The 20,704-nt window shown below is 43.5% G+C and carries 16 protein-coding genes; 2 read left to right on the top strand and 14 right to left on the bottom strand.

What is annotated here, in order from left to right; genetic code table 11:
* The first annotated feature begins 133 nt into the window (after positions 1-133).
* Positions 134-1,735, top strand: coding sequence for a methyl-accepting chemotaxis protein (locus BUA59_RS24255; protein WP_072838397.1), 1,602 nt, complete (start codon positions 134-136; stop codon positions 1,733-1,735).
* 195 nt (positions 1,736-1,930) lie between these two features.
* On the opposite strand, the gene BUA59_RS03845 is transcribed toward BUA59_RS24255, so the two are convergent.
* On the bottom strand, positions 1,931-3,508 hold the full coding sequence (locus tag BUA59_RS03845; RefSeq protein ID WP_072838396.1) for a methyl-accepting chemotaxis protein: 1,578 nt from the start codon (positions 3,506-3,508) through the stop codon (positions 1,931-1,933).
* Between the two features lie 319 nt (positions 3,509-3,827).
* On the opposite strand from BUA59_RS03845, the gene BUA59_RS03840 reads away from it, so the two are divergent.
* The gene (locus tag BUA59_RS03840) at positions 3,828-6,413 is read left to right on the top strand and encodes an EAL domain-containing protein (protein ID WP_072838395.1); all 2,586 of its coding nucleotides are present in this window, start codon (positions 3,828-3,830) and stop codon (positions 6,411-6,413) included.
* Between the two features lie 441 nt (positions 6,414-6,854).
* Here BUA59_RS03840 and BUA59_RS03830 read toward each other — a convergent pair whose 3' ends face one another.
* The 13 genes from BUA59_RS03830 to BUA59_RS03770 form a co-directional block, all read right to left on the bottom strand.
* Positions 6,855-7,322: a PaaI family thioesterase gene (locus BUA59_RS03830; protein ID WP_072838393.1), complete on the bottom strand. Its 468-nt coding sequence runs from the start codon at positions 7,320-7,322 to the stop codon at positions 6,855-6,857.
* A gap of 38 nt (positions 7,323-7,360) precedes the next feature.
* Positions 7,361-9,001, bottom strand: a complete 1,641-nt coding sequence (locus tag BUA59_RS03825; RefSeq protein ID WP_072838392.1) for an electron transfer flavoprotein-ubiquinone oxidoreductase — start codon at positions 8,999-9,001, stop codon at positions 7,361-7,363.
* A 9-nt stretch (positions 9,002-9,010) separates the two neighbouring features.
* Positions 9,011-10,801, bottom strand: a complete 1,791-nt coding sequence (locus tag BUA59_RS03820; RefSeq protein WP_072838391.1) for an acyl-CoA dehydrogenase family protein — start codon at positions 10,799-10,801, stop codon at positions 9,011-9,013.
* A gap of 54 nt (positions 10,802-10,855) precedes the next feature.
* The gene (locus BUA59_RS03815) at positions 10,856-11,791 is read right to left on the bottom strand and encodes an electron transfer flavoprotein subunit alpha/FixB family protein (RefSeq protein WP_072838390.1); all 936 of its coding nucleotides are present in this window, start codon (positions 11,789-11,791) and stop codon (positions 10,856-10,858) included.
* Entirely contained in the window at positions 11,792-12,580 is a 789-nt protein-coding gene (locus BUA59_RS03810; protein ID WP_072838389.1) for an electron transfer flavoprotein subunit beta/FixA family protein, read from the bottom strand. It abuts the gene before it with no gap.
* A complete protein-coding gene (locus BUA59_RS03805) occupies positions 12,577-14,250 on the bottom strand; it encodes an acyl-CoA synthetase (RefSeq protein ID WP_072838388.1) in 1,674 nt (557 codons plus the stop codon). Before BUA59_RS03805 ends, BUA59_RS03810 begins: the two co-directional genes overlap by 4 nt.
* Positions 14,251-14,274: 24 nt before the next feature.
* On the bottom strand, positions 14,275-15,066 hold the full coding sequence (locus BUA59_RS03800; protein ID WP_072838387.1) for an enoyl-CoA hydratase/isomerase family protein: 792 nt from the start codon (positions 15,064-15,066) through the stop codon (positions 14,275-14,277).
* A 1-nt stretch (position 15,067) separates the two neighbouring features.
* Entirely contained in the window at positions 15,068-15,916 is an 849-nt protein-coding gene (locus BUA59_RS03795; RefSeq protein ID WP_072838386.1) for a 3-hydroxyacyl-CoA dehydrogenase NAD-binding domain-containing protein, read from the bottom strand.
* A gap of 23 nt (positions 15,917-15,939) precedes the next feature.
* On the bottom strand, positions 15,940-16,863 hold the full coding sequence (locus BUA59_RS03790; RefSeq protein ID WP_072838385.1) for a branched-chain amino acid ABC transporter permease: 924 nt from the start codon (positions 16,861-16,863) through the stop codon (positions 15,940-15,942).
* 11 nt (positions 16,864-16,874) lie between these two features.
* The gene (locus tag BUA59_RS03785) at positions 16,875-17,762 is read right to left on the bottom strand and encodes a branched-chain amino acid ABC transporter permease (protein WP_072838384.1); all 888 of its coding nucleotides are present in this window, start codon (positions 17,760-17,762) and stop codon (positions 16,875-16,877) included.
* 78 nt (positions 17,763-17,840) lie between these two features.
* Positions 17,841-19,043 carry an ABC transporter substrate-binding protein gene (locus BUA59_RS03780; RefSeq protein ID WP_084122125.1) on the bottom strand — a complete coding sequence of 401 codons (1,203 nt, stop codon included), beginning with the start codon at positions 19,041-19,043 and terminating at the stop codon, positions 17,841-17,843.
* A 54-nt stretch (positions 19,044-19,097) separates the two neighbouring features.
* On the bottom strand, positions 19,098-19,811 hold the full coding sequence (locus BUA59_RS03775; RefSeq protein WP_072838383.1) for an ABC transporter ATP-binding protein: 714 nt from the start codon (positions 19,809-19,811) through the stop codon (positions 19,098-19,100).
* The gene (locus BUA59_RS03770) at positions 19,808-20,590 is read right to left on the bottom strand and encodes an ABC transporter ATP-binding protein (protein WP_072838382.1); all 783 of its coding nucleotides are present in this window, start codon (positions 20,588-20,590) and stop codon (positions 19,808-19,810) included. The genes BUA59_RS03775 and BUA59_RS03770 overlap by 4 nt, the downstream gene beginning before the upstream one ends.
* Between the last annotated feature and the right edge of the window lie 114 nt (positions 20,591-20,704).

Here is a 20,704-nt window from a genome sequence, read left to right as displayed (position 1 = left end):
TAAGGAGTATTTGGTCGAATTTAATTAGCTCAATCCGATAAGTTGACAATGCCTTTTTGTGATCCAAAACATGTTTTCAAGCGTATCAATATTTGAAAAATTCTTAATTAAAACAGTGAAATAGTGGAATTTTATGTGGTTTAGTTCAAAAAATACAAAAATAATGGCAGAGCAAGTAGTTATCACTCATAAAGACGCTGCAGTCATTGTTGATAGAGAACAGAGAGTTATTGCCAGCAATCAGGCTTATGGTTCGTTAAGCCAAAGGTTTAACAAATCCGATGATAATCAAGCCCTTACTTTTTTGTTGAAGCATCACGACAAAAGTAGTGATTACATCAAAGGCGATAAAGGGTTGCATTTTAAGTTGCAAACAACCCCTTTTACGATTAAGCACCTTGAGTCTTGTGTGCTTTATGTTTTCGAACCGGTCTCTGAGCCGATTTTGGCTGAGCTAAACTGGCAAAAATTAATAGGTTTAGGTCAGGATTCGTATGCGGTTTTTGATCTGAATAACAAGCTTGTTACAGCTAACTTTGATTCAATAAATAGTGATTCTCTGTATTTAGACCATAAAGACACTCAACTATTGGAAGTTCTTAATACGGCTTCTAACAGCGAGGACGGCTTACTTTGTTTATCTGAAAAGCAAGACGTTTATGTTCATGTTCATCATCACCTTCTTGCTTCAGAAAAAGGAAAATTAAGCGCCTTTGTTCTATCTAAACGATCTGATAATACCAATAACAAACAGCTCAAATTGCTTTCTCAGGTGGTCAGTAATACTAGTACAAGTGTATTGATCACAGATAAAAATGGTTTTGTCGAATACGTCAATCCAGGCTTTGAAACTTTATCAGGATATACCTTGGAAGAAGTGAAGGGGAAGAAGCCAAGTTTTCTATTGCAAAGGGAGCAGACGGACAAAGAAACCATTAAGCGGATTTCGAAAAACTTAAAAGCACGACAGCCTTTTTACGAAGAAATATTGAATTTTGATAAGAGTGGCGTGCCTTACTGGATCGTTTTGTCGGTGAATCCTATTTTTAACAAATCTGGTGAACACACTGGCTTTGTTGGAGTTAGCTCTGATGTGCGTGAAATTAAACGACAGGTATTGGAGCAAATTAATCAAAGAGATGCCATCAGTAGTCATTCAGCGGTGTTGGAATTTAACCAAAATGGCCAGTTTATTTCTGCGAATGATTACACGAAAAAGCAGCTGAATATTGAGAATGACACTCAAATACAATTGGTGATTGGCAATTTAAAAGACTACCTAGATAAACCACGTATTCAGAAAATTGAAAAAGGTGAAGCCACAGCAGTAATGATGAAATTAAATCATAATGGCGCTGAGGTGGTATTAGATTGTGTCATTTCGTCAATAACGGATTTGAATGGTGATATTTCTAAGTACATTGTTTTTGGTAGCAATGTGTCATCTCGAAATAAACTTGTTAGTGAAACTCATCATTCAATGTCGTCGGTTCTTGGCAAGATTCAGACAACCGTTACAACGATAAATGCCGTAGCTGATCAAACGAATTTGTTGGCTTTAAATGCTGCGATCGAAGCAGCGAGGGCTGGTGAAGCGGGAAGAGGTTTTGCAGTGGTGGCTGACGAAGTGCGTAATTTGGCCAAAACTTCAAATGAAGCCGCTGTTCAGATAGGGTTATTAATCAATGAGACACAATCTCATGTTAATCAACTATCGTCATTTTTGCAGGAGTAAACTGGAATTATAAGGGTTTACTAGAAGGCTACTAACGTTTAAATAGATAAGCGGTTAATGAGGGCGGTTATTCTGTCGCTGAAGTCACCCAACGACTCAATACTACTGCCCACATTTTATATGCATTAGTCTCGACTTGATCATGTGTTCCTTAGCTGTACTTATCTCAATGTAAATCAAGGTTTTACCAAAAAATTATCGATTCAAACTAGTCGAGAAGTGACTTGTTAATAAGTCTAAGCTATCTAAGTGTCTACTTAACTGAGCTCCGTGTTTATTAAAAGTGTTGTTGGATTCGACTGCAAATTTTGCGCTTTCCTGAACTACAGCCATTTTCTGGCTAGTTTGCTCACTAATTTTCGATTGCTCATACATTACCATGTCAACATTAGTAGCAAGCAGGTTTATGTTTTGAACTGAATTCAACACCAATTCAAATGCTTTGTCTGTTTCTCTTGCTAGTTTTACTGTTTGCTCTGATGCTAACACACCATCCCCTATAGATTTAACGCAAGCTTCGGTATCGCTTTCTAAACTTAATATTATGCCTCGAATATCACGTGTTGACTCTTGGGTACGAAAGGCTAAATTTCTAACCTCGTCAGCAACGACGGCAAAACCACGACCAGCTTCTCCTGCTCGAGCTGCCTCAATAGCTGCATTTAATGCTAAAAGATTTGTTTGATCGGCTATTGCCGTTATTACATCAATTACCTTTACTATGTTGTCACTACTTACAGCTAATGCGGATATTGTTCTATGAGTTTGTTCAAGAGACTTAGCCAATTGATTAATTGATGTAATCATTTGGTTTAATTGATCTTTGCCTTTTAGTGTCGCGTTTTGTGACTCAATTGAAGCCTCTAAAGTGTCTGTCGAAGCAGTTGCTACTTGTTGCTGGCTATCAGTCATTTTTTTCATTGCTAGTGATATTTCTTTGACATGATCACTTTGACCTGAGACCGCTAAACTTGCATCGCTAATACAAGAGTCAGAGCGATCTTTAGCTCCCCTTATATAAAAGCAACTATTATCTAATCTTGCTATAATCGCTCGCATTTCAGCTTGTTGACTAGTTAACATCATATCTATTTTACCTAACTCATCATTCCTTCCTGTAAATAGATAAGTTAAAAGTAAATGTCCAGATTTCGAATTATTTCCTTTAATTAGCTTTCTGAACGGTGATAGCCATATCTTTGCTAAAATAATACAAACCAAACCAAAAGTCATTGTTATGCAAGCCTGAAATACTCCATCATTTGCTAGATCTATAGTTGCCAAAACTAAAAATGGAAAAGCTATTGAAATAAGAAGGCGCTTTTCCCAAGATAGTAACGGTTTTTTAGCTCGAATTGGTGGTTTACCAGTTTTCCATTTTCTGTATTCAACTTCAGCTCTGTATTTTGATTCGACCGATGGCAGGCTACGGACGGATTGGTACTCAATCATTTTTCCACTGTGATCAAAAATTGGAGTTACATAGGCATCAACCCAATAGAATGAACCGTCCTTACATTTATTTTTGACCATTCCTCTCCATGATTTTCCAGATTTGATTGTTTCCCAAAGATTAACAAACGCCTGTTTTGGCATATCTGGATGTCGAATAATGTTGTGGTGCTGACCTATTAGCTCATCTCTTGTGTAGCCAGAAACATTAACAAAAGCATCATTTGCATAGGTGATATCGCCATTCAAATCAGTTGTTGTAATGAGTCTTACATTTTCTGGAAAACTAATTTCTCGGGAGTTATCTGTGTATTTTTTCATATTAGGACCGCGAAATTTAAAATATATTAAATAATCTACATTATATTATTTTTTTAATAAATATTTATTTTATAAAATATATATAAAACACATATAAAAATTATTTATAATAACTTTTTTGAGATATGGATAAATTATCTCAATCTTATATAATCTATATTTATAATTGTGTTTTTGTGTAAATTTATGTGTGTTTATGTACATGTATTGCATTTTTTTTTACTTAGATCTAGTGTATTGTTTTTATATTAAACAATATTTTTTTATATATTAATGAATACTTATATTATTTAAATTTATAGTTCAGAAGGGTTTTTCGATGCCAGCTAAGAATTTGCTATCTGATTTGTTTGTAGAGACCCTTGAACAAGCAATTGATAGTGTGGTTGTAATTAACCCCGAAAATAATATCGTCTTTTATAACTATTCAGCAGAAAAAATGTGGGGGTACAAAAGAAAAGAAGTTATCGGAAAAAATGTAAAAATTCTTGTCCCTGATAGCATTAAGCCTAATCATGATAGTTATGTTGATGCTAATCGAAATTCCGGTGAGAATAAAATTGTCGGTACAAACCGAGATGTTGAGATCGTCTGCAAAGATGGTTCTAAAAAATGGGGATCAATGTCCATCTCAAAAGTGAATGTTGACGGTGTTTTTTTGTATACCGCTTTTATTCAAGATGTAACATCTTCTGTTATTGAACGTAAGCGGGTTGAGATGCTCTCCTTAGTAACGGATAAAACAGGTAACGCAATATTGATTACCGACGCTTCTTGGAAAGTTGTTTACATTAATGAGGGTTTCTCGACTCTTTTAGGATATGAAAATGACGATCTTTTGGGGCATACCCCCATTTCTGTTATTGCACCTCACTTTAGTGAAGACCGAATTATAGACTTAAGACATACATTGCTAAACGGTGTTGAGGTCAAGATCGATGAACTTATTAAGAGTAAATGTGGGAGAAAAATTTGGTGTTCTGTGATGGTTGATCCTGTTTTTAATGAAGCTGGAGAGCTCACTAACATTGTTGCAATCTTATCCGATATTACTCAAACAAAAATTCATGAAGTATTGCACTCCAAAATTGTTGGCTCTCTTGCTAGGGATGAGCCTCTAGAGATGATTATGGAGTCTGTCTGCCACGAAATTAGTCGGATAGTCGACGATATTACTCCTGCAATTTTATTAGTTAATGGTAATTACCTTCAACTTTTATCCTCGCCAAAATTACCGAGGGATTACAGGGAGTTCTTACAGAAAATTCCATTGGATAGTAAAATTGCATCTTCAGGTATTGCGGCATATCGCAGTTTGCCAGTACTTGTTACTGATGTTGATGTTGATGTTAATAGTGATTCATTATGGAATAATACTAGGAGACCTATCTTACCCTTCGGTTATAAAGGTTGTTGGTCCTCTCCTATTAAAGATAATCAAAGCGAACCTGTAGGTGTTATTGCTTTTTATACAAAAAATAATAATCCACCATCATTATTTGAGCGTCAACTAGTCAAGGTGCTTGCTCCATTATGCTCTTTAGCTTTCGATAGGGAGAAGCAGCGTGAAAGCATAAGACATCTTGCTTACTATGACAGTTTAACAAATTTGCCAAATCGAAGTGTTTTGCATGCTCGTGGACAACAGGCTATAAGAAATGTAGAGCAGAATAACAGTGTGCTTGCTGTACTCTTTATAGATTTAGATCGCTTTAAACTAGTTAATGATTCTTTTGGTCACCATGTAGGTGACAGATTACTTATTGAGATTGCTACTAGAATAAATCAAAAATGTATAAATTCAGATCTTTGTGGACGATTAGCAGGAGATGAATTCTTATTAATTGTTTTAGATAGAAGCGCGATAGAGCTAAATAATTTTATTGAAGACTTGAGGTTATCATTTTCACATCCAATAGAGATTGATGGCAATAAAATTATACCCTCTGCTAGCATCGGTATCAGCATTTATCCTGAAGATGGTCATGATATCAGCACTCTAATTCATCGAGCAGACATGGCGATGTATCAAGCAAAAAAACAGGGTAAAGGACGATTTTCTTTTTTTAGCCATAAATTAAATCAATTAGCACTAGAAAGGCAAGAGCTCGAAGTTGAACTTCAAAAAGCAATTTCAAATAACCAATTAGAGCTTAATTATCAGCCTCAAATTAAAATTAGTACTGGTAGTTTGTATGGAGTTGAAGCTCTTGCTAGATGGAATCACCCTAAGTTTGGTGCAGTTCCCCCTACACGTTTTATAAAAATTGCAGAAGAATGTGGATTGATTACTGATCTTAGTCGTTGGCTATTGAGAGAGGCATGCCAACAACTTGCAGTCTGGAGAAAAAAAGGTATAGCTATACCAACCGTATCTGTGAATTTATCCCCGCTTAATTTTCATGACATAGATCTTTGCAATTTAATAACAAGTGAATTGGAATATCATAACTTAGTAGCACTAGATCTTACTCTTGAATTAACAGAAAGTGTCTTACTTGATACAAATCCAAGAACGATGCAAGTTCTAAAAGATATTCATAGTAAAGGTATTAGCTTTTCAATTGATGATTTTGGAACAGGATACTCAAGTCTTAGTTATTTAAGAAAAATTCCTTTCAAAGAGCTGAAATTGGATAAGAGTTTTGTTTCTGAACTTGAAACAGATGATATCAGTCGAGCTTTAAGCTTGGCAGTGCTGCATATAGGACACAGTTTGAAATTAGATGTAGTGGCTGAGGGCGTTGAAAGTCAAGAGCAATGTAGTATTTTAAAAGAGCAAGGCTACGGCGTTGTACAAGGCTTTTTGTTTTCCAAGGCACTTAATCCAATTGAATTCGAAACATGGCTGAATAACTCTCAAATAGAAGTCAGATATAATGAAAAAATACATGCTATTCCTTAATACATAATCATTAAGTTAGATTATTTATTAAGGAAAAAGTAAAATCTAGTCGAGCTGAGCATCTTAATATTTTGGAAAGCCTAATAGCAAATACAGTACTGTCAACTTGTCAGAAGCTCAACTAATTATGAGATAATCTACAGATGAAAAACTCAAACATCTATGCAGGTTATCGTTATCCTGCACAAATCATCAGCCATGCAGTCTGGCTTTACCACCGCTTCATACTGAGCTTTCGGAATATCGAAGTACTATTGTAAGTTACGAAACTATTCGTCTATGCCACTACACTTTCATAATTTCACCAATCTTGGCTCAATGTTCAATTTGCTTGGGTGGAGGCCAAGAAAATATCTGGAGTATAAATAGCCTGAAGTCGTATTTAATAGGCTAACTCAGGCTGCATAGAAGAGTGTCGCGCTTGAACGTTGAATTCGCTCTTTATTTCAACGCTACCGCTATCATGGTGCCCGTAGCACAAAGCTGGTCGTTGGTGCTTAAGCTTAGTTTTACTGTGGCTTTTCTACCTTCCAATTGAATAACTTCTCCTAGAATCGTCAGTTTGTTTTCCATTGGTGTGGGTCGTAAAAAATCAACTGACAACGACGCTGTGACAAAGCGAAGAATAGGCGCGGTGCCCATGTCTCGGCCCTGTGCTTTATAAGCGGCGGCGGCCGCAGATGCTGTACCGTGACAATCCAGTAACGAAGCAATCAATCCGCCATAGGCGTTATCAGGAACACCACCAGTATGGTAAGGCTTAGGCGTAAAATGCGCGATTGTGTGCTCTTTATCCGCGGACAAGTGCCAATAACTTTTTAACTGCAAACCGTGAGGGTTATCACGACCACAGCCATAGCAATGGCTGAATTCTGCCGGATAGGAATCTTGAAAAGCCTGTTTAGACATAATATCGTCCCCGTCTGATGTGTTCAAAAAGTGTAATACTACATATTGGGGTAGTTTGGCCCGCCGCCGCCTTCTGGTGGTAACCACTGGATATTTTGGCCGCTGTCTTTTATGTCACAGGTTTTACAGTGCAAGCAATTTTGTGCGTTGATTTGCAGCCGAGGTTGGCTGCTTTCTTCGATAACTTCATAAACACCGGCAGGGCAGAAACGCTGGGCGGGCTCGTTATGCAGTGGAATATTAACCCGATATGGCTGCTTATTATCATGTAAATGTAGATGGCACGGCTGGTCTTCTTCGTGATTGGTATTAGACAAATACACAGAAGATAATTTATCAAAACTCAGTAAACCATCTGGCTTTGGGTAATTTATTTTAAGGCAATGCGCCGCAAGCTTAATCTGTAAGTGATCGGCTTTTTTGTCGTGTAACTTAAGAGGAAAACGGCCCTGAAAAAGGTTTTGCTCCAAAGTATTAAAGGCACCGCCCCAAAATGGCCCTAACTTGTGTAACGCGGGGCCGAAATTCTTGGATTGGAACAGTTCATCATAGAGCCAGCTATTGCGAAAGTGAGACTCAAAACTTATCGCCTCGGTTTGTTGGTTCTGCATAGCGTCAAGAATGGCTTCGGCCGCGAGCATACCCGATTTCATCGCGGTATGTGTGCCCTTGATTCGAGATACATTCAGTGTGCCTGCATCACAACCAATTAACAGTCCGCCGGGAAAAGTCATTTTGGGCAAAGAGTTAAAACCGCCTTTGGCGATAGCGCGAGCGCCATAAGAGACGCGTTTGCCGCCTTCTAAATATTGGGCGAACACTGGATGATGCTTTAGTTGTTGGCACTCATCAAATGGACTTACCCAAGGGTTGCTGTAGTTAAGATCAACAATGAGCCCCATCGCAATTTGATGATTGTCTGTGTGATAAAGAAAGAAACCGCCGTTAGTGTCGCCTTGAAGTGGCCACCCCGTGCCATGAATCACCAAACCAGGCTGATGTTTGACGGGGTCAATATCCCATAATTCTTTAATGCCAATGGCGTAATGTTGTGGGTCTTTATTCTGATCCAGTGCGTATTTTTCGATTAAGGCTTTGCCAAGATGGCCACGGCAACCCTCGGAAAAAAGGGTGAATTTGGCCTCTAATATCATGCCTGGCATGTGGCCAGATTTGGGGGTATTTTGTGCGTCTAACCCCATATCTGCGGTTAGAATGCCTCTGACGCTGCCATTTTCGTGATAGATAACTTCGGCAGCGGGAAAACCTGGAAAGATCTCCACACCCAAATCTTCAGCCTGATCAGCTAACCAGCGGCATAGGTTGCCTAAGCTGGCGATATAGTTGCCAGTATTATGCATGGTTTTGGGTGCTAACCAGGTTGGAATGGTCCAATGTTGAGTTGAGTTGCGCAGCCACAGTATTTGATCCTCTGTCGCAGGTACGGTCAAAGGTGCTTGTCTTTCGTGCCAATCTGGAAACAATTCGTTGAGGGCTTTCGGATCAATCACTGCGCCCGACACAATATGAGCGCCTACTTCGGAGCCTTTTTCTACCACGCAAACGCTGATCTCTGTTTGCTGTGTTTGTGCCAATTGTTTTAGACGGCAAGCAGCCGATAATCCCGCTGCTCCCGCGCCCACAATGACCACATCAAATGACATGACGTCGCGTTCCATGTTATCTCCTTAAAGTTGGTCAGTATCAAGAGAAAAAGTACTACTTAAACCACTTAACACAGTGTCAGCATGCTGGTGCACACGTGGTAAATAGTATTCTGCATAAAAGTGCGAAGTGCCTTGTTTGGCCGTTAAAAAATCTTCGCTGTAAGTGTTTGCTTCATTGTTGAGGTTATTTTGTCCACTTAGTTCAACAGCGCGTAAGGCACTTTTTGCCATTAACCAGCCGCCACACAAATAGCCCATCATCATTAAATAATCAACGCTGACATTGGCAGCCATCTGTCGATCTGCTTTACCTTGTGCTAGCAACCAGTCTTTTACTGCTGTGGCTTTTTGTAGAGCTCGGTTCAGTCGTGGTGTTATTTGATTGAGGGTTGTATCCGTACTGGTTGATAGCTGTGATACAGTGTTGCTTACTTCGTTCAGCAGCTGTTTTAGCGCGTTCGCATCGTCATTGAGGGTTTTTCGACCGACTAAATCCAGCGCCTGAATCCCTGTAGTGCCTTCATAAATAGTTAGAATGCGAGCATCACGAAAGTGCTGAGCCGCCCCTGTTTCTTCAACAAAACCCATGCCACCGTGAATTTGAATGTTCAGCGAGGTGAGTTCTTGGGACAGTTCGGTCATCCAGCCTTTTACGATAGGTGTGTAAAATTCTACGCGCGCTTTGGCATCAAGGTCGCCGTGATGGTGTTTGTCTATATCGGCCGCTGCACAAAGTGATAGTGCACGCATGGCTTCGCAACCTGATTTCATCGCCATCAACATGCGGCGTACATCGGGATAATCAATAATGGCGATTTTTTGGCCATCCTTGGTGGTGCCTTGGGTTCGATCTTTGGCAAATTGACGTGCTTGTTGGTAGGCGCGTTCAGAGATAGACAAACCTTGTAAACCAACGGACTGGCGAGCGTGGTTCATCATAGTAAACATGTAGCTCAACCCCTTGTTTGGCTCACCGATCAAATAGCCAATGGCGCCGTCGTTATCGCCAAAACTCATTGTGCACGTTGGGCTAGCGTGAATGCCTAGTTTGTGCTCAAGAGAAATACAGCGTGCGTCATTGAGTTCAGTTGGTTCTCCTTCGTCAGACAACAAATATTTCGGCACCACAAACAAAGAAATACCTTTTACCCCTGCCGGAGCATCTGGTAGGCGTGCCAATACTAAATGCACGATATTGCTGGTCATTTGGTGATCACCCCAGGTGATGTAGATCTTTTGTCCGCGAATACGATAGTGATCGCCTTCTGGTTTGGCTTTACAGGCGATTGCAGCAAGATCAGAGCCGGCATTAGGCTCCGTTAAATTCATGGTGCCGGTCCATTCACCAGAAATGAGTTTATGCAGGTAGAGTTCTTGCAGTTCTGGGCTGCCATGTGCAGTTAAGGCTTCCACCGCGCCTTGACTCAACATAGGGCAAAGTGCAAACGCCATGTTTGCCGAGTGCCAAAGCTCGTTAATGGCCGTCCCCAACACATTTGGTAAACCTTGGCCGCCAAATTCGGTGGGCCCCGTTAGAGTTGCCCAGCCATTGTCGACGTATTGCTGGTACGCTTCTTTGTAGCCAGGGCTTTGCTGTACTTGTTTATCGACCAAAGCCGTGCCGTGTTTATCGCCTGCGGTATTAAGTGGTGAAAGCACATCGGTGGCCAGTTTACCCGCTTCTTGTACGATTACCTCTGCGAGTTCAAGAGACACGTCGTCTAATGCATATTGTGCGGCGAGTTTGTCTAGTTCCACTAATTGATCGAGGACAAAAATAGTATCTTGCTGTGGTGCGATGTAAACGCTCATAAATCACCTTGATAAAAAGTAAACGGTTGTTATTCCGTGAAAAATATTTGGAGCCTACAAACGTGCAGTCATTGCGGGAATCGCATCGAATAAGTCGGCGACGAGACCGTAATCGGCCACAGAAAAAATCGGTGCCTCAGGATCATTGTTAATGGCCACAATTACCTTGGAGTCCTTCATGCCGGCCAGATGCTGAATTGCGCCAGAAATGCCAACCGCTAGGTATAAAGAGGGTGCCACTACTTGACCGGTCTGACCGACTTGTAAGTCGTTAGCAATATAGCCTGCGTCGACCGCGGCCCTAGATGCGCCAACGGCTGCGCCGAGCTTATCCGCTAAATCATAAATCACGGAGAAGTTTGCTTCTGAGCCAACTGCACGCCCACCGGATACTATGATCTCTGCGCTGTTTAATTCAGGACGACTGGATTCACTGAGCGTTTGCTTGACGAAGCGCACTGGGGAATGTGGGAGTTCGACGGACAAAGCATGAACTTGAGCAAGCGACGCGGTAGGTTCATGGGTTGGCGCTGAAAACGCGCTGGTACGAATTGTTAATATCTGGCAAGAAGCGCTATTTTTCACTGTGGCAATGGCGTTACCGGCGTAAATCGGACGTTTGTATTGGTTGGGGCTGATGATTTCGATCACATCAGACAGCGCATTAACACCACATAGCGCGGCAATTCTAGGTGCGAGGTCTTTGCCAAACGACGAAGAAGCTAACAAAATATGGCTGTACTGCGAACGTAAATTTGCAATGACTGGCGCCAATGTTTCACTAAACGGGATGGCAAGCATAGCATGATCCCATGTCAAAACACGGTCGATACCAGCAATGGTCGCCGCGTCTTGACTGAGTTCGGATATTTCATGGCCTGCAATAAGCAAATCGATCGGTTGGCCGAGTTGTTGCGCTGCTCCTAGGGTCACCAAGGTAGCGGCTTTTAAGGCGTGTTGGTTATGTTCTGCAATAATTAATGTTTTCATTTAGGCTTCCTCACCGTGCTTGGGAATCTGTACTTGGGCATCGCTACGCAAGGTCGAAATCAGCTCGTCAACGGAGTTCAGCATAATGCCGGCTTGGCGATGAGCTGGGCTACTCACTGAGATCAGCTCGATGTCGGTGGTTAGCTTGATATCGAGATCGGCTAAGGTTTTCACCGCTAGGGGTTTACGCTTGGCTTGCATGATTTTAGGTAAAGCCGCAAAACGCGGCTCATTCAAACGCAAGTCTGTGGTGATTACGACGGGCAAGGGCATCTCAACGGTGAGTAAGCCGCCGTCAACTTCGCGAGTCACTATGGCTTTATTTTGTTCAATTTGAATACGAGACGCGCAGGTGGCTTGCGGGCAGTCGAGCAAGGCCGCAAGCATTTGTCCGGTTTGATTGTTGTCTGTGTCAATGGACTGCTTGCCTAGTAGAAAAATATCGGCGCCTTCTTCTTGCTGGATTTTTTGCAAAATTCTAGCGACATCCAGAGGGCTGGCGGAGACATCACACTCCACCTGTAAACCACGGTCGGCGCCCAAAGCAAGTGCGCTGCGGATTTGTTCTTGGCAGTTTTTAGGACCTATTGAAACCACTAAAATGTCGTCCACTATGCCAGCTTCTTTAAGGCGCACAGCTTCTTCAACAGCAATTTCGCAAAAGGGGTTCATTGACATTTTGGTGTTGCTTAAATCCACATCGCTGAGGTCTGCTTTAACCCGTACTTTGACGTTGTAATCGATAACACGCTTTATCGCGACAATGGCCTTTAGGTGATTAGTGTTCATTTGTTGTTCTCCAACTTAACGTTTGCCAAGGACAACGCATTGGCTTGATCTCTGAGTAAGAACTTCTGTACTTTTCCTGTGGACGTTTTGGGTAAAGGGCCAAAAACAACGTATTTTGGTGCTTTGAAATGCGCCATATGTTCACGACAGAACTGAATAATCTCCTGTTCGCTTACTTTATTTGCACTTTTAAGCGTACTGTCTTTTAAGGTGATAAACGCACAAGGTGTTTCGCCCCATTTGTCGTCTAATTTCGCGACGACGGCGGCTTCTTGAACCATAGGGTGGCGGTACAATGTGTCTTCAATTTCGATGCTGGAGATGTTTTCGCCTCCCGAAATAATAATGTCTTTTGAGCGATCCTTGATTTCGATGTAGCCATCACTGTGCCAAACGGCCAAATCCCCTGAATGGAACCAACCGCCTGCGAAGGCTTTTTCTGTAGTTGCGGGATTGTTTAGGTAACCTTTCATTACTAGATTGCCGCGCATGAAAATTTCACCAAGGGTCTTACCGTCTTGAGGCACCGGTTCTAAGCTGTCTGGGTCGGCGACCATTAAGCCTTCTAGCATCGGCGCTTTGATGCCTTGTCGAGCTTTTAGACGTGCTTTTTCCTCCGCGCTGTGGTCGTCCCATTCGCCTTTCCAAGCACAATAAACGCAAGGCCCGTAAGTTTCGGTTAAACCGTACACATGAGTAATGTTAAAACCGATGCTTTCCATCGCCTGAATAACAGCGGCGGGTGGCGCTGCGCCTGCGGTCATCACATTGACAGAGTGTTCGATGCCAGATTTGACGCTGTCGTCGGCGGCGTTGAGCATGTTGAGAATAATGGGTGCTGCACACAGATAGCCGACTTTCTCTTTTTTGATGATGTCAAATACGTCTTCTGCTTTGGCGTGGCGTAAGCTCACACTGACGCCTGCCATGGCGGCTATCGCCCAAGGGAAACACCAACCATTGCAGTGAAACATCGGTAATATCCACAAGTACACCGGGTGCTGAGTCATACCCCACGACATGGCGTTACTGATGGCGTTTAAATACGCGCCGCGGTGGTGATACACCACGCCTTTTGGATCGCCTGTGGTGCCAGACGTGTAATTGAGCGTAATAGAATCCCATTCGTCTTCGAGGATAGGGCATTCATAAAATTCGTCGCCTTGCGTTAAAAAAGCTTCATAGTCTGAAGTGCCAATTAGTTCACCGCCTAGCCACTGGCTGTCGTCAATGTCAATTACCAAGGGTTGGTGTGGCATCAGTGCTAACGCGTCTTTTAGTAGGGCGCTAAATTCACGATCCACAAAAACGATTTTGCTGTTGGCGTGTTGTAAGATAAACGCAATGGTGGGCGCATCGAGCCGAGTGTTAATGGAATTTAAAATAGCGCCCGCCATGGGGACGCCAAAATGCATTTCAAAATGTTCCGAAATATTTGGCGCAATGACAGAAACGGTGTCGCCTTTTTGAATACCTTTGCGCTGTAGTGCGCTGGCAAGCTGACGACAGCGTTGATAAGTTTCATGCCAAGTGCGTTTAATTGAACCATTGATTGAGGCAATACGATCAGGGTAAATAGTGGCGGTGCGCTCTAAAAAAGAGATCGGCGTTAGCGCCGTGTGATTCGCTACGTTTTTATTTAAATGTGTGTCGAGGGCGGTATTATTCATATTGTTGACCTCATAATGTCGTTGTTATTGATGTGAAAAGCGAGCAGGGCGACGCTCAGCAAAAGCCGCCATTCCCTCGGTTTGATCTTGTGTAGTGAAACTCAGCGCAAAGCGTTCGGTTTCAAGCTGACAGCCGTCGTGCAGAGACAGGTTTAAGCCTTGATGGATCAGCTGTTTTGCAAAACGCACTGCTTGAGGTGCGTTTTTGGCAATTTTCTCAGCTTGCGCTAGACCGCCTTTTAACAGTTCAGAGGGGCTGAGTACTTGATGACATAAAGTCAGTTTGAGCGCGTCTTGAGCCGAAATGCGATCACCCGTTAGGATCCACTGCATGGCGTTGCCTTTGCCGATGTATCGAGCTAAACGCTGAGTTCCGCCAAAGCCTGGCGTAATGCCCAGCGAGACTTCAGGCTGGCTAAATACAGCGTTTTCACTGGCCAAAATATAGTCGCAGCTCAATGCCAGCTCGCAACCACCGCCAAGACAATAGCCATTTACTAAGGCGATGACAGGCGCAGAACAGGCTTCTATTTGATGCATCAAAGCCATACCTAAATGCGAAAAATCGCGTGCTTCTAAAGCGGTCATGGCTTGCATTGCCACAACATCAGCTCCCGCCACAAAGGCTTTATCGCCGTTACCCGTGAGCAGGATCACTTTTGTGGTCGGCAGTGCATCCAGCCATTGAAATGCTTGGCTTAATGACGTTAACAGTGCTTTGTTTAAGGCGTTTAATGCTTTTGGGCGATCAATGGTGATTAGCCAAACATCATCTTGTGGTTGCGTCAGCAGAAGACAGTCAAAGGTTGGTGCCATGCTAGTTTCCATATTGATAAAACCCTTGGCCGACTTTTTTTCCTAATTGCCCAGCATCTACCATTTGGCGCAAAAGAGGCGCTGCTCGGTATTTGCTGTCGCCAAATTGGGTATGTAATACGTCCATGATGCTCAAGCAGGTATCCAAGCCTATTAGGTCTGCGAGCGCCAATGGGCCAATCGGATGGCCAGCGCCTAGCACCATAATCTGATCAATTTGCTCCGCTGATGCACAGCCTTCTTCGAACACAAAAATGCCTTCATTGATCATCGGTAATAGAATGCGATTCAGCACAAAGCCTGCGCGGTCTTTCACTGCAATGGCTATTTTTCCAGCGTTTTTTGCCACCTCCATTATGGCATCACGAGTGGTGACGGCTGTTTGCAAACCGTCAATGATTTCGACCAGTTCCATCAATGGCACAGGGTTCATAAAGTGCATGCCAATCATACGCTCTGGGTTCGGTATACTGGCGGCCAAACGGGTAATCGATAATGACGAGGTGTTGCTGGCGAAAAGGGTGGAGTCCTGGCAAACCGTGGCCAACTCTTGAAAAATAGCGATTTTTATTTTTTCCGATTCCGTCGCGGCTTCAATAACCAAATCCGCCGAGGCAAGCGACGTAAGCTCTGTTGAACACTGAATAGAAGCAAGATAGTCGTTGCCTGCGTCGAGAACGCCTTTGCTTGTTAACTTATCAATGCTGTGACGAATGCTAACAACCGCCTTGTCTAACGCAGAGGCAGAAGAATCGACCAACTGAACTTGATAACCCGCGCAGGCCATGACTTGTGCGATGCCCTGTCCCATTTGTCCAGCGCCAATAACGCCAATGATTTGAATGCTCATGGTGTGTAATCCTTAGCCAAAACTTAAAAGTTGTTACGACGAAATTTATTAAATTGACCGACAATGCCGCTGCGAAAGCTGAGTACGCAGACAACGAAAACGGCCCCCATAATGATGTGTAGGTAGTTACCTAACTCGCCACCACTGAGGTAATTTTGCATACTCACTACCACGCCAGCACCAACTAATGGCCCGATGATGGTTCCGACGCCGCCAACCAGCGTCATCAAGATGACTTCCCCTGACATGTGCCAATGCACATCGGTCAAAGAGGCCAACTCGAATACAAGTGTTTTCGTTGAACCGGCTAACGCGGACAGCGCCGCCGAAATAATAAAAGCAATCCACTTGTATTGATTTACGTCGTAACCCAGTGACGTAGCTCGACTTTCATTTTCACGAATGGCTTTCATAATTTGCCCAAAAGGCGAATGCACAGTGCGATGGATTAGCCAGAATCCTGCTAAGAAAATAGCCAATACGAAGTAGTACATGGTTTGGTTATCTGCTAGGTCAATTAGGCCAAACGCCTTGCCGCGTGGTACGCCTTGTAGGCCATCTTCACCGCCGGTAAAGGGCGCTTGCAGGTATAAGAAAAACACCAATTGCGCCAAGGCTAATGTCACCATGGCAAAATAAATGCCTTCACGTTTCACTGCTAATTTGCCAAAAACAGCGCCAAGCAAACCGCCAGCCACTGTGCCCGCGATGATGGCGATTTCTGGTGTTAAACCGCTATTGATCATTAACCAACCAGTAATATAACCGCCGGTGCCAAGGAAAACCGCATGCCCAAAAGACAGTAAACCAGCAAACCCTAACAGCAAGTTAAACGCACAGGCAAAAAGGGCAAAACATAAAACTTTGGCCAAAAAAACCGGATAAATAACCAAGGGAGCGGCAAGTGCCAATCCCAACAAAACTAAAATAGCTAAACGAGATCGCATAAACAGTACTCCTAAGCGTTTTTACCAAATAGACCAGAGGGTTTGATCAACAGCACAATCACCATGACTAAAAAGATCACGGTAGCTGACGCTTCTGGGTAAAAGTACTTGGTCAAGCCTTCTACGACGCCCATTCCTAGTCCGGTCAAAATAGCGCCACCGATAGACCCCATTCCACCAATCACCACGATGGCAAACACAATGATCAAAATATTTGACCCCATATCGGGTGAAACGGAATACACAGGGGCTGCCATGACGCCAGCGAAGCCGGCTAGACCCACGCCAAAGCCAAACGTTAACGTCACGATCAGAGGCACGTTAATACCGAAGGCTTGCAGTAATTGTGGGTTCTCGGTGCCAGCTCGCAGATACACACCGAGCTTGGTTTTTTCGATCATCCACCAAGTTGAAAAGCACACCAGAACTGAGACAACGATGATCCAAGCGCGATAATTAGGCAGATACATAAATGGCAAGCGAACCCCGCCTTTTAATGCATCGGGTACGGGATAAGATTGACCCGAAGAGCCAAACCAGTGGGTAAATAAACCTTGTATCATCAGGGCTAGACCAAACGTCAGCAGCAGACTGTACAAATGGTCTTCATTAGCGATAGGGCGTATCAAAAAACGTTGGATTAATACGCCAATCACGCCTACTACAATTGGCACGATTAAAAGAGCAACCCAGTAGTTCATGCCAATGTATTTAAAACCCAACAAGGCGACAAAAGCGCCGAGCATGTACATGGCGCCTTGGGCGAAGTTGATGATGCGTAAAAGACCAAAAATGATGGCTAAGCCGAGGCTGAGCAGAGCGTAAAAAGAGCCGTTAATCAGTCCGATCAAGAGTTGACCAAACAGCGCAAAAAAATTAATTCCGAGAAAAGTTGCCATAACGTGTCAACTACCTTGAATGTAAACTGTGTGGAAAATCAGGAAAGCCGGATCCGGCTTTCCTCAGTACTACCAAGATTAGAACGCGCAGCTTGGCAACATCGGGTTGTAGGCTTTATTGCCAGGAATCACTTCGACAATGTTATAAATGTCGTTTTTGTTCTTACGGTCAGCCGCTTTTTTGATTTCGACCAGTAACATGTCATGCTCCATGCGACCGTCGGCTCGTAATGTTGCATTACGAGCGAAAAAATCATCTGGCTTGGTGAGTTTCATTTGCTTCATGACCGCATCAGAATCATCTGTACCAACAGCGTCTACGGCTTTTAAGTAATGCATAGTGGCCGAGTAAGCTCCGGCGTGTGCCATAGAAGGAATCGCACCGTGTAAAGCCTCAAAACGCTTACTCCAAGCACGAGTTTGGTCGTCCATGTCCCAGTAAAAGCCGGTGGTTAAACGCATACCTTGGGCTGTATCTGGGTCCATGGCTTGGGCGTTTGGTGTGAAGACCAATAAGCCTGCAATGTCCATGTAATCGGTTAAACCAAATTCCGCCGCCGCGTTTAGGGCGTTAACGGTATCGTTGCCAGCGTTAGCCAGTGCCACAACATTGGCGCCGGACGCTTGAGCCTGCAGTACGTAAGAAGAGAAGTCGGTGGTGCCCAATGGCGCTCTAACCGTGCCGACGGTTTCGCCGCCGTTTGCTTCAATGACTTTCATAGAAACGCCTTCCAGCGCATGCCCAAAGGCGTAATCCGCCGTAATAAAAAACCATTTATTTTTGCCTTCGTTGACCATTTGCTTCACGGTGCCATTGGCTAAAGCTACAACGTTGTAAGTCCAATGAGCGATGTAGGGCGAGCAGGCGCTAGTGGTGAAGGCGTTTGATGCAGAGCCTGTGATCAAGGTGATGTTTTTACTGTTGTTAGTTACTTGTGTTACGGCGCCAGTCACAGCAGAAGAGACTAAGCCGCCGATCACATCAACATCTTCGTTTTCGACCCATTTACGCGCCACGGAAGAGGCGATATCTGGTTTAAGTTGAGAGTCGGCAGAAACTAGTTCAATGTCTTTTCCTAACGCTTTGCCACCAAAGTCTTCAATTGCCATACGGGTGGCAATAACGCAGCCTGGGCCACATAAGTCGGCGTAAGTGCCTCCCATGTCAGCCAGTACCCCAATTTTGATTTTGCCATCGGTGGCTGCTGCCGCGGTACTTGTGATGGTCGCAACAACGATGCCAGTGATAAGGTTGGATAAGACTTTTTTCTGTAATTGCATGTTAATACTCCAAGCGTGTGATTATTTTTATTGTGCTTCTGGTGTTATCTGGGATTACACCCCTAGATAGGTATTGAGTAGGTCGCTTTTTGAACTTAGCTCGGCGGCTAAGATTTCTTCTACGATATGACCGTGTTCCATAATGTAATGGCGGTCAGCAATGGGGGCGGCAAAGCGAAAATTTTGCTCAACCAATAAAATAGTAAGGCCGCGGCTTTTAAGCAGCATTAGCACCTCGGCGAGTTTTTGCACAATCACTGGTGCTAAGCCTTCGGTGATTTCATCTAATAAAAGAATATTGGCGCCGCTGCGTAAAATGCGTGCTAATGCGAGCATTTGCTGTTCGCCGCCCGAAAGGCGAGTGCCTTGACTGGTGCGACGTTCATGAAGATTAGGAAAAATTGCATATATTTCTTCGAGACTCATGGCATCAGATCGCACTTGTGGTGGTAACAAAAGATTTTCTTCGACGCTTAAACTGGCAAAAATGCCACGTTCTTCCGGACAAAATCCCAGCCCAAGATGAGCAATTTTGTGAGCAGGCATGGTCATGGTATTTTGGCCATTCACAACAATTTCACCGCTGCGTTTGCCTACCATGTTCATAATCGCTTTTAAGGTAGTAGATCGACCTGAACCGTTACGGCCTAACAAGGTGACGAGTTCGCCTTGCATTACGGACAAATCGATGCCGTGCAGAATATGCGATTCGTCGTAATAGGCGTGCAAATTGGTAATGCGCAGTTTTTCGCGAGAATTATGGCTCATGCGGACACCTCCTGATCAACCGTTTCTGTGCCCATATAGGCTTCACGAACTTGAGGGTTGGCGGAGACGGTAGCGTAGTCGCCTTCAGTTAAAATCGCGCCGCGCTGCAGTACTGTAATCTTGTCAGCTAATTTAGAAACTACGTGTAAATTGTGCTCTACCATCAAAATAGTGCGATTTTGAGAGACTTTTTTAATTAAGTCGGCGACTAGGTCAATGTCTTCGTGCCCCATGCCTTGAGTTGGTTCATCGAGCAGCATGAGCTCTGGTTCAAGTGCCAATGTTGTGGCGATTTCCAGTGCGCGTTTTCGGCCATACGATAAATCGGTGGTTTTGCTGTAGGCAAAGCTTTCTAAGCCAACAGAGGCAAGCAGCTCAATCGCTTTATCGTTTAGCTTGTTTAGTACACGCTCAGAAGTCCAAAAGTGCAGGCTATTTTTTTCTTTACGCTGCAAGGCAACACGCACATTTTCCAGCACAGACAGATTAGGGAAAACAGCGGAAATTTGAAAAGAACGAATCACGCCTAAGCGTGCAATAGCTGCTGGATCCAGAGATGTGATGTCTTGATTATTGAACAGAATTTTTCCAGACGAGGGCGGAAGAAATTTCGTCAGTAAGTTAAAAACGGTGGTTTTACCGGCTCCGTTTGGTCCAATCAAGGCATGGATATCACCACGAGAAACATTGAGGTTCACATCATCTACCGCGGTAAAGCCTTTAAAGCCTTTGCTAAGGTGTTGTGTTGATAGGATAAAATCCGCTTCTGTTTTAGACATCGTATTTACTCTATGCAAATAAGCAGACAGGTCTGCTTGTGTTGTTATTTTTATATTTGCACTGATACTAGATGAGAAATATTGCCAAACTATTTTCCAATTCTAACCAAATGT

This window comes from Marinomonas polaris DSM 16579, from assembly GCF_900129155.1.
Classification (GTDB): domain Bacteria; phylum Pseudomonadota; class Gammaproteobacteria; order Pseudomonadales; family Marinomonadaceae; genus Marinomonas; species Marinomonas polaris.
This window is presented reverse-complemented; position numbering and strand designations above follow the sequence as displayed.

Excerpts from the sequence above, each read along its gene's own strand:
- BUA59_RS24255 (WP_072838397.1), top strand. The coding sequence starts at position 134 with ATGTGGTTTAGTTCAAAAAATACAAAAATAATGGCAGAGCAAGTAGTT.
- BUA59_RS03845 (WP_072838396.1), bottom strand. The coding sequence starts at position 3,508 with ATGAAAAAATACACAGATAACTCCCGAGAAATTAGTTTTCCAGAAAAT.
- BUA59_RS03840 (WP_072838395.1), top strand. The coding sequence starts at position 3,828 with ATGCCAGCTAAGAATTTGCTATCTGATTTGTTTGTAGAGACCCTTGAA.
- BUA59_RS03830 (WP_072838393.1), bottom strand. The coding sequence starts at position 7,322 with ATGTCTAAACAGGCTTTTCAAGATTCCTATCCGGCAGAATTCAGCCAT.
- BUA59_RS03825 (WP_072838392.1), bottom strand. The coding sequence starts at position 9,001 with ATGGAACGCGACGTCATGTCATTTGATGTGGTCATTGTGGGCGCGGGA.
- BUA59_RS03820 (WP_072838391.1), bottom strand. The coding sequence starts at position 10,801 with ATGAGCGTTTACATCGCACCACAGCAAGATACTATTTTTGTCCTCGAT.
- BUA59_RS03815 (WP_072838390.1), bottom strand. The coding sequence starts at position 11,791 with ATGAAAACATTAATTATTGCAGAACATAACCAACACGCCTTAAAAGCC.
- BUA59_RS03810 (WP_072838389.1), bottom strand. The coding sequence starts at position 12,580 with ATGAACACTAATCACCTAAAGGCCATTGTCGCGATAAAGCGTGTTATC.
- BUA59_RS03805 (WP_072838388.1), bottom strand. The coding sequence starts at position 14,250 with ATGAATAATACCGCCCTCGACACACATTTAAATAAAAACGTAGCGAAT.
- BUA59_RS03800 (WP_072838387.1), bottom strand. The coding sequence starts at position 15,066 with ATGGCACCAACCTTTGACTGTCTTCTGCTGACGCAACCACAAGATGAT.
- BUA59_RS03795 (WP_072838386.1), bottom strand. The coding sequence starts at position 15,916 with ATGAGCATTCAAATCATTGGCGTTATTGGCGCTGGACAAATGGGACAG.
- BUA59_RS03790 (WP_072838385.1), bottom strand. The coding sequence starts at position 16,863 with ATGCGATCTCGTTTAGCTATTTTAGTTTTGTTGGGATTGGCACTTGCC.
- BUA59_RS03785 (WP_072838384.1), bottom strand. The coding sequence starts at position 17,762 with ATGGCAACTTTTCTCGGAATTAATTTTTTTGCGCTGTTTGGTCAACTC.
- BUA59_RS03780 (WP_084122125.1), bottom strand. The coding sequence starts at position 19,043 with ATGCAATTACAGAAAAAAGTCTTATCCAACCTTATCACTGGCATCGTT.
- BUA59_RS03775 (WP_072838383.1), bottom strand. The coding sequence starts at position 19,811 with ATGAGCCATAATTCTCGCGAAAAACTGCGCATTACCAATTTGCACGCC.
- BUA59_RS03770 (WP_072838382.1), bottom strand. The coding sequence starts at position 20,590 with ATGTCTAAAACAGAAGCGGATTTTATCCTATCAACACAACACCTTAGC.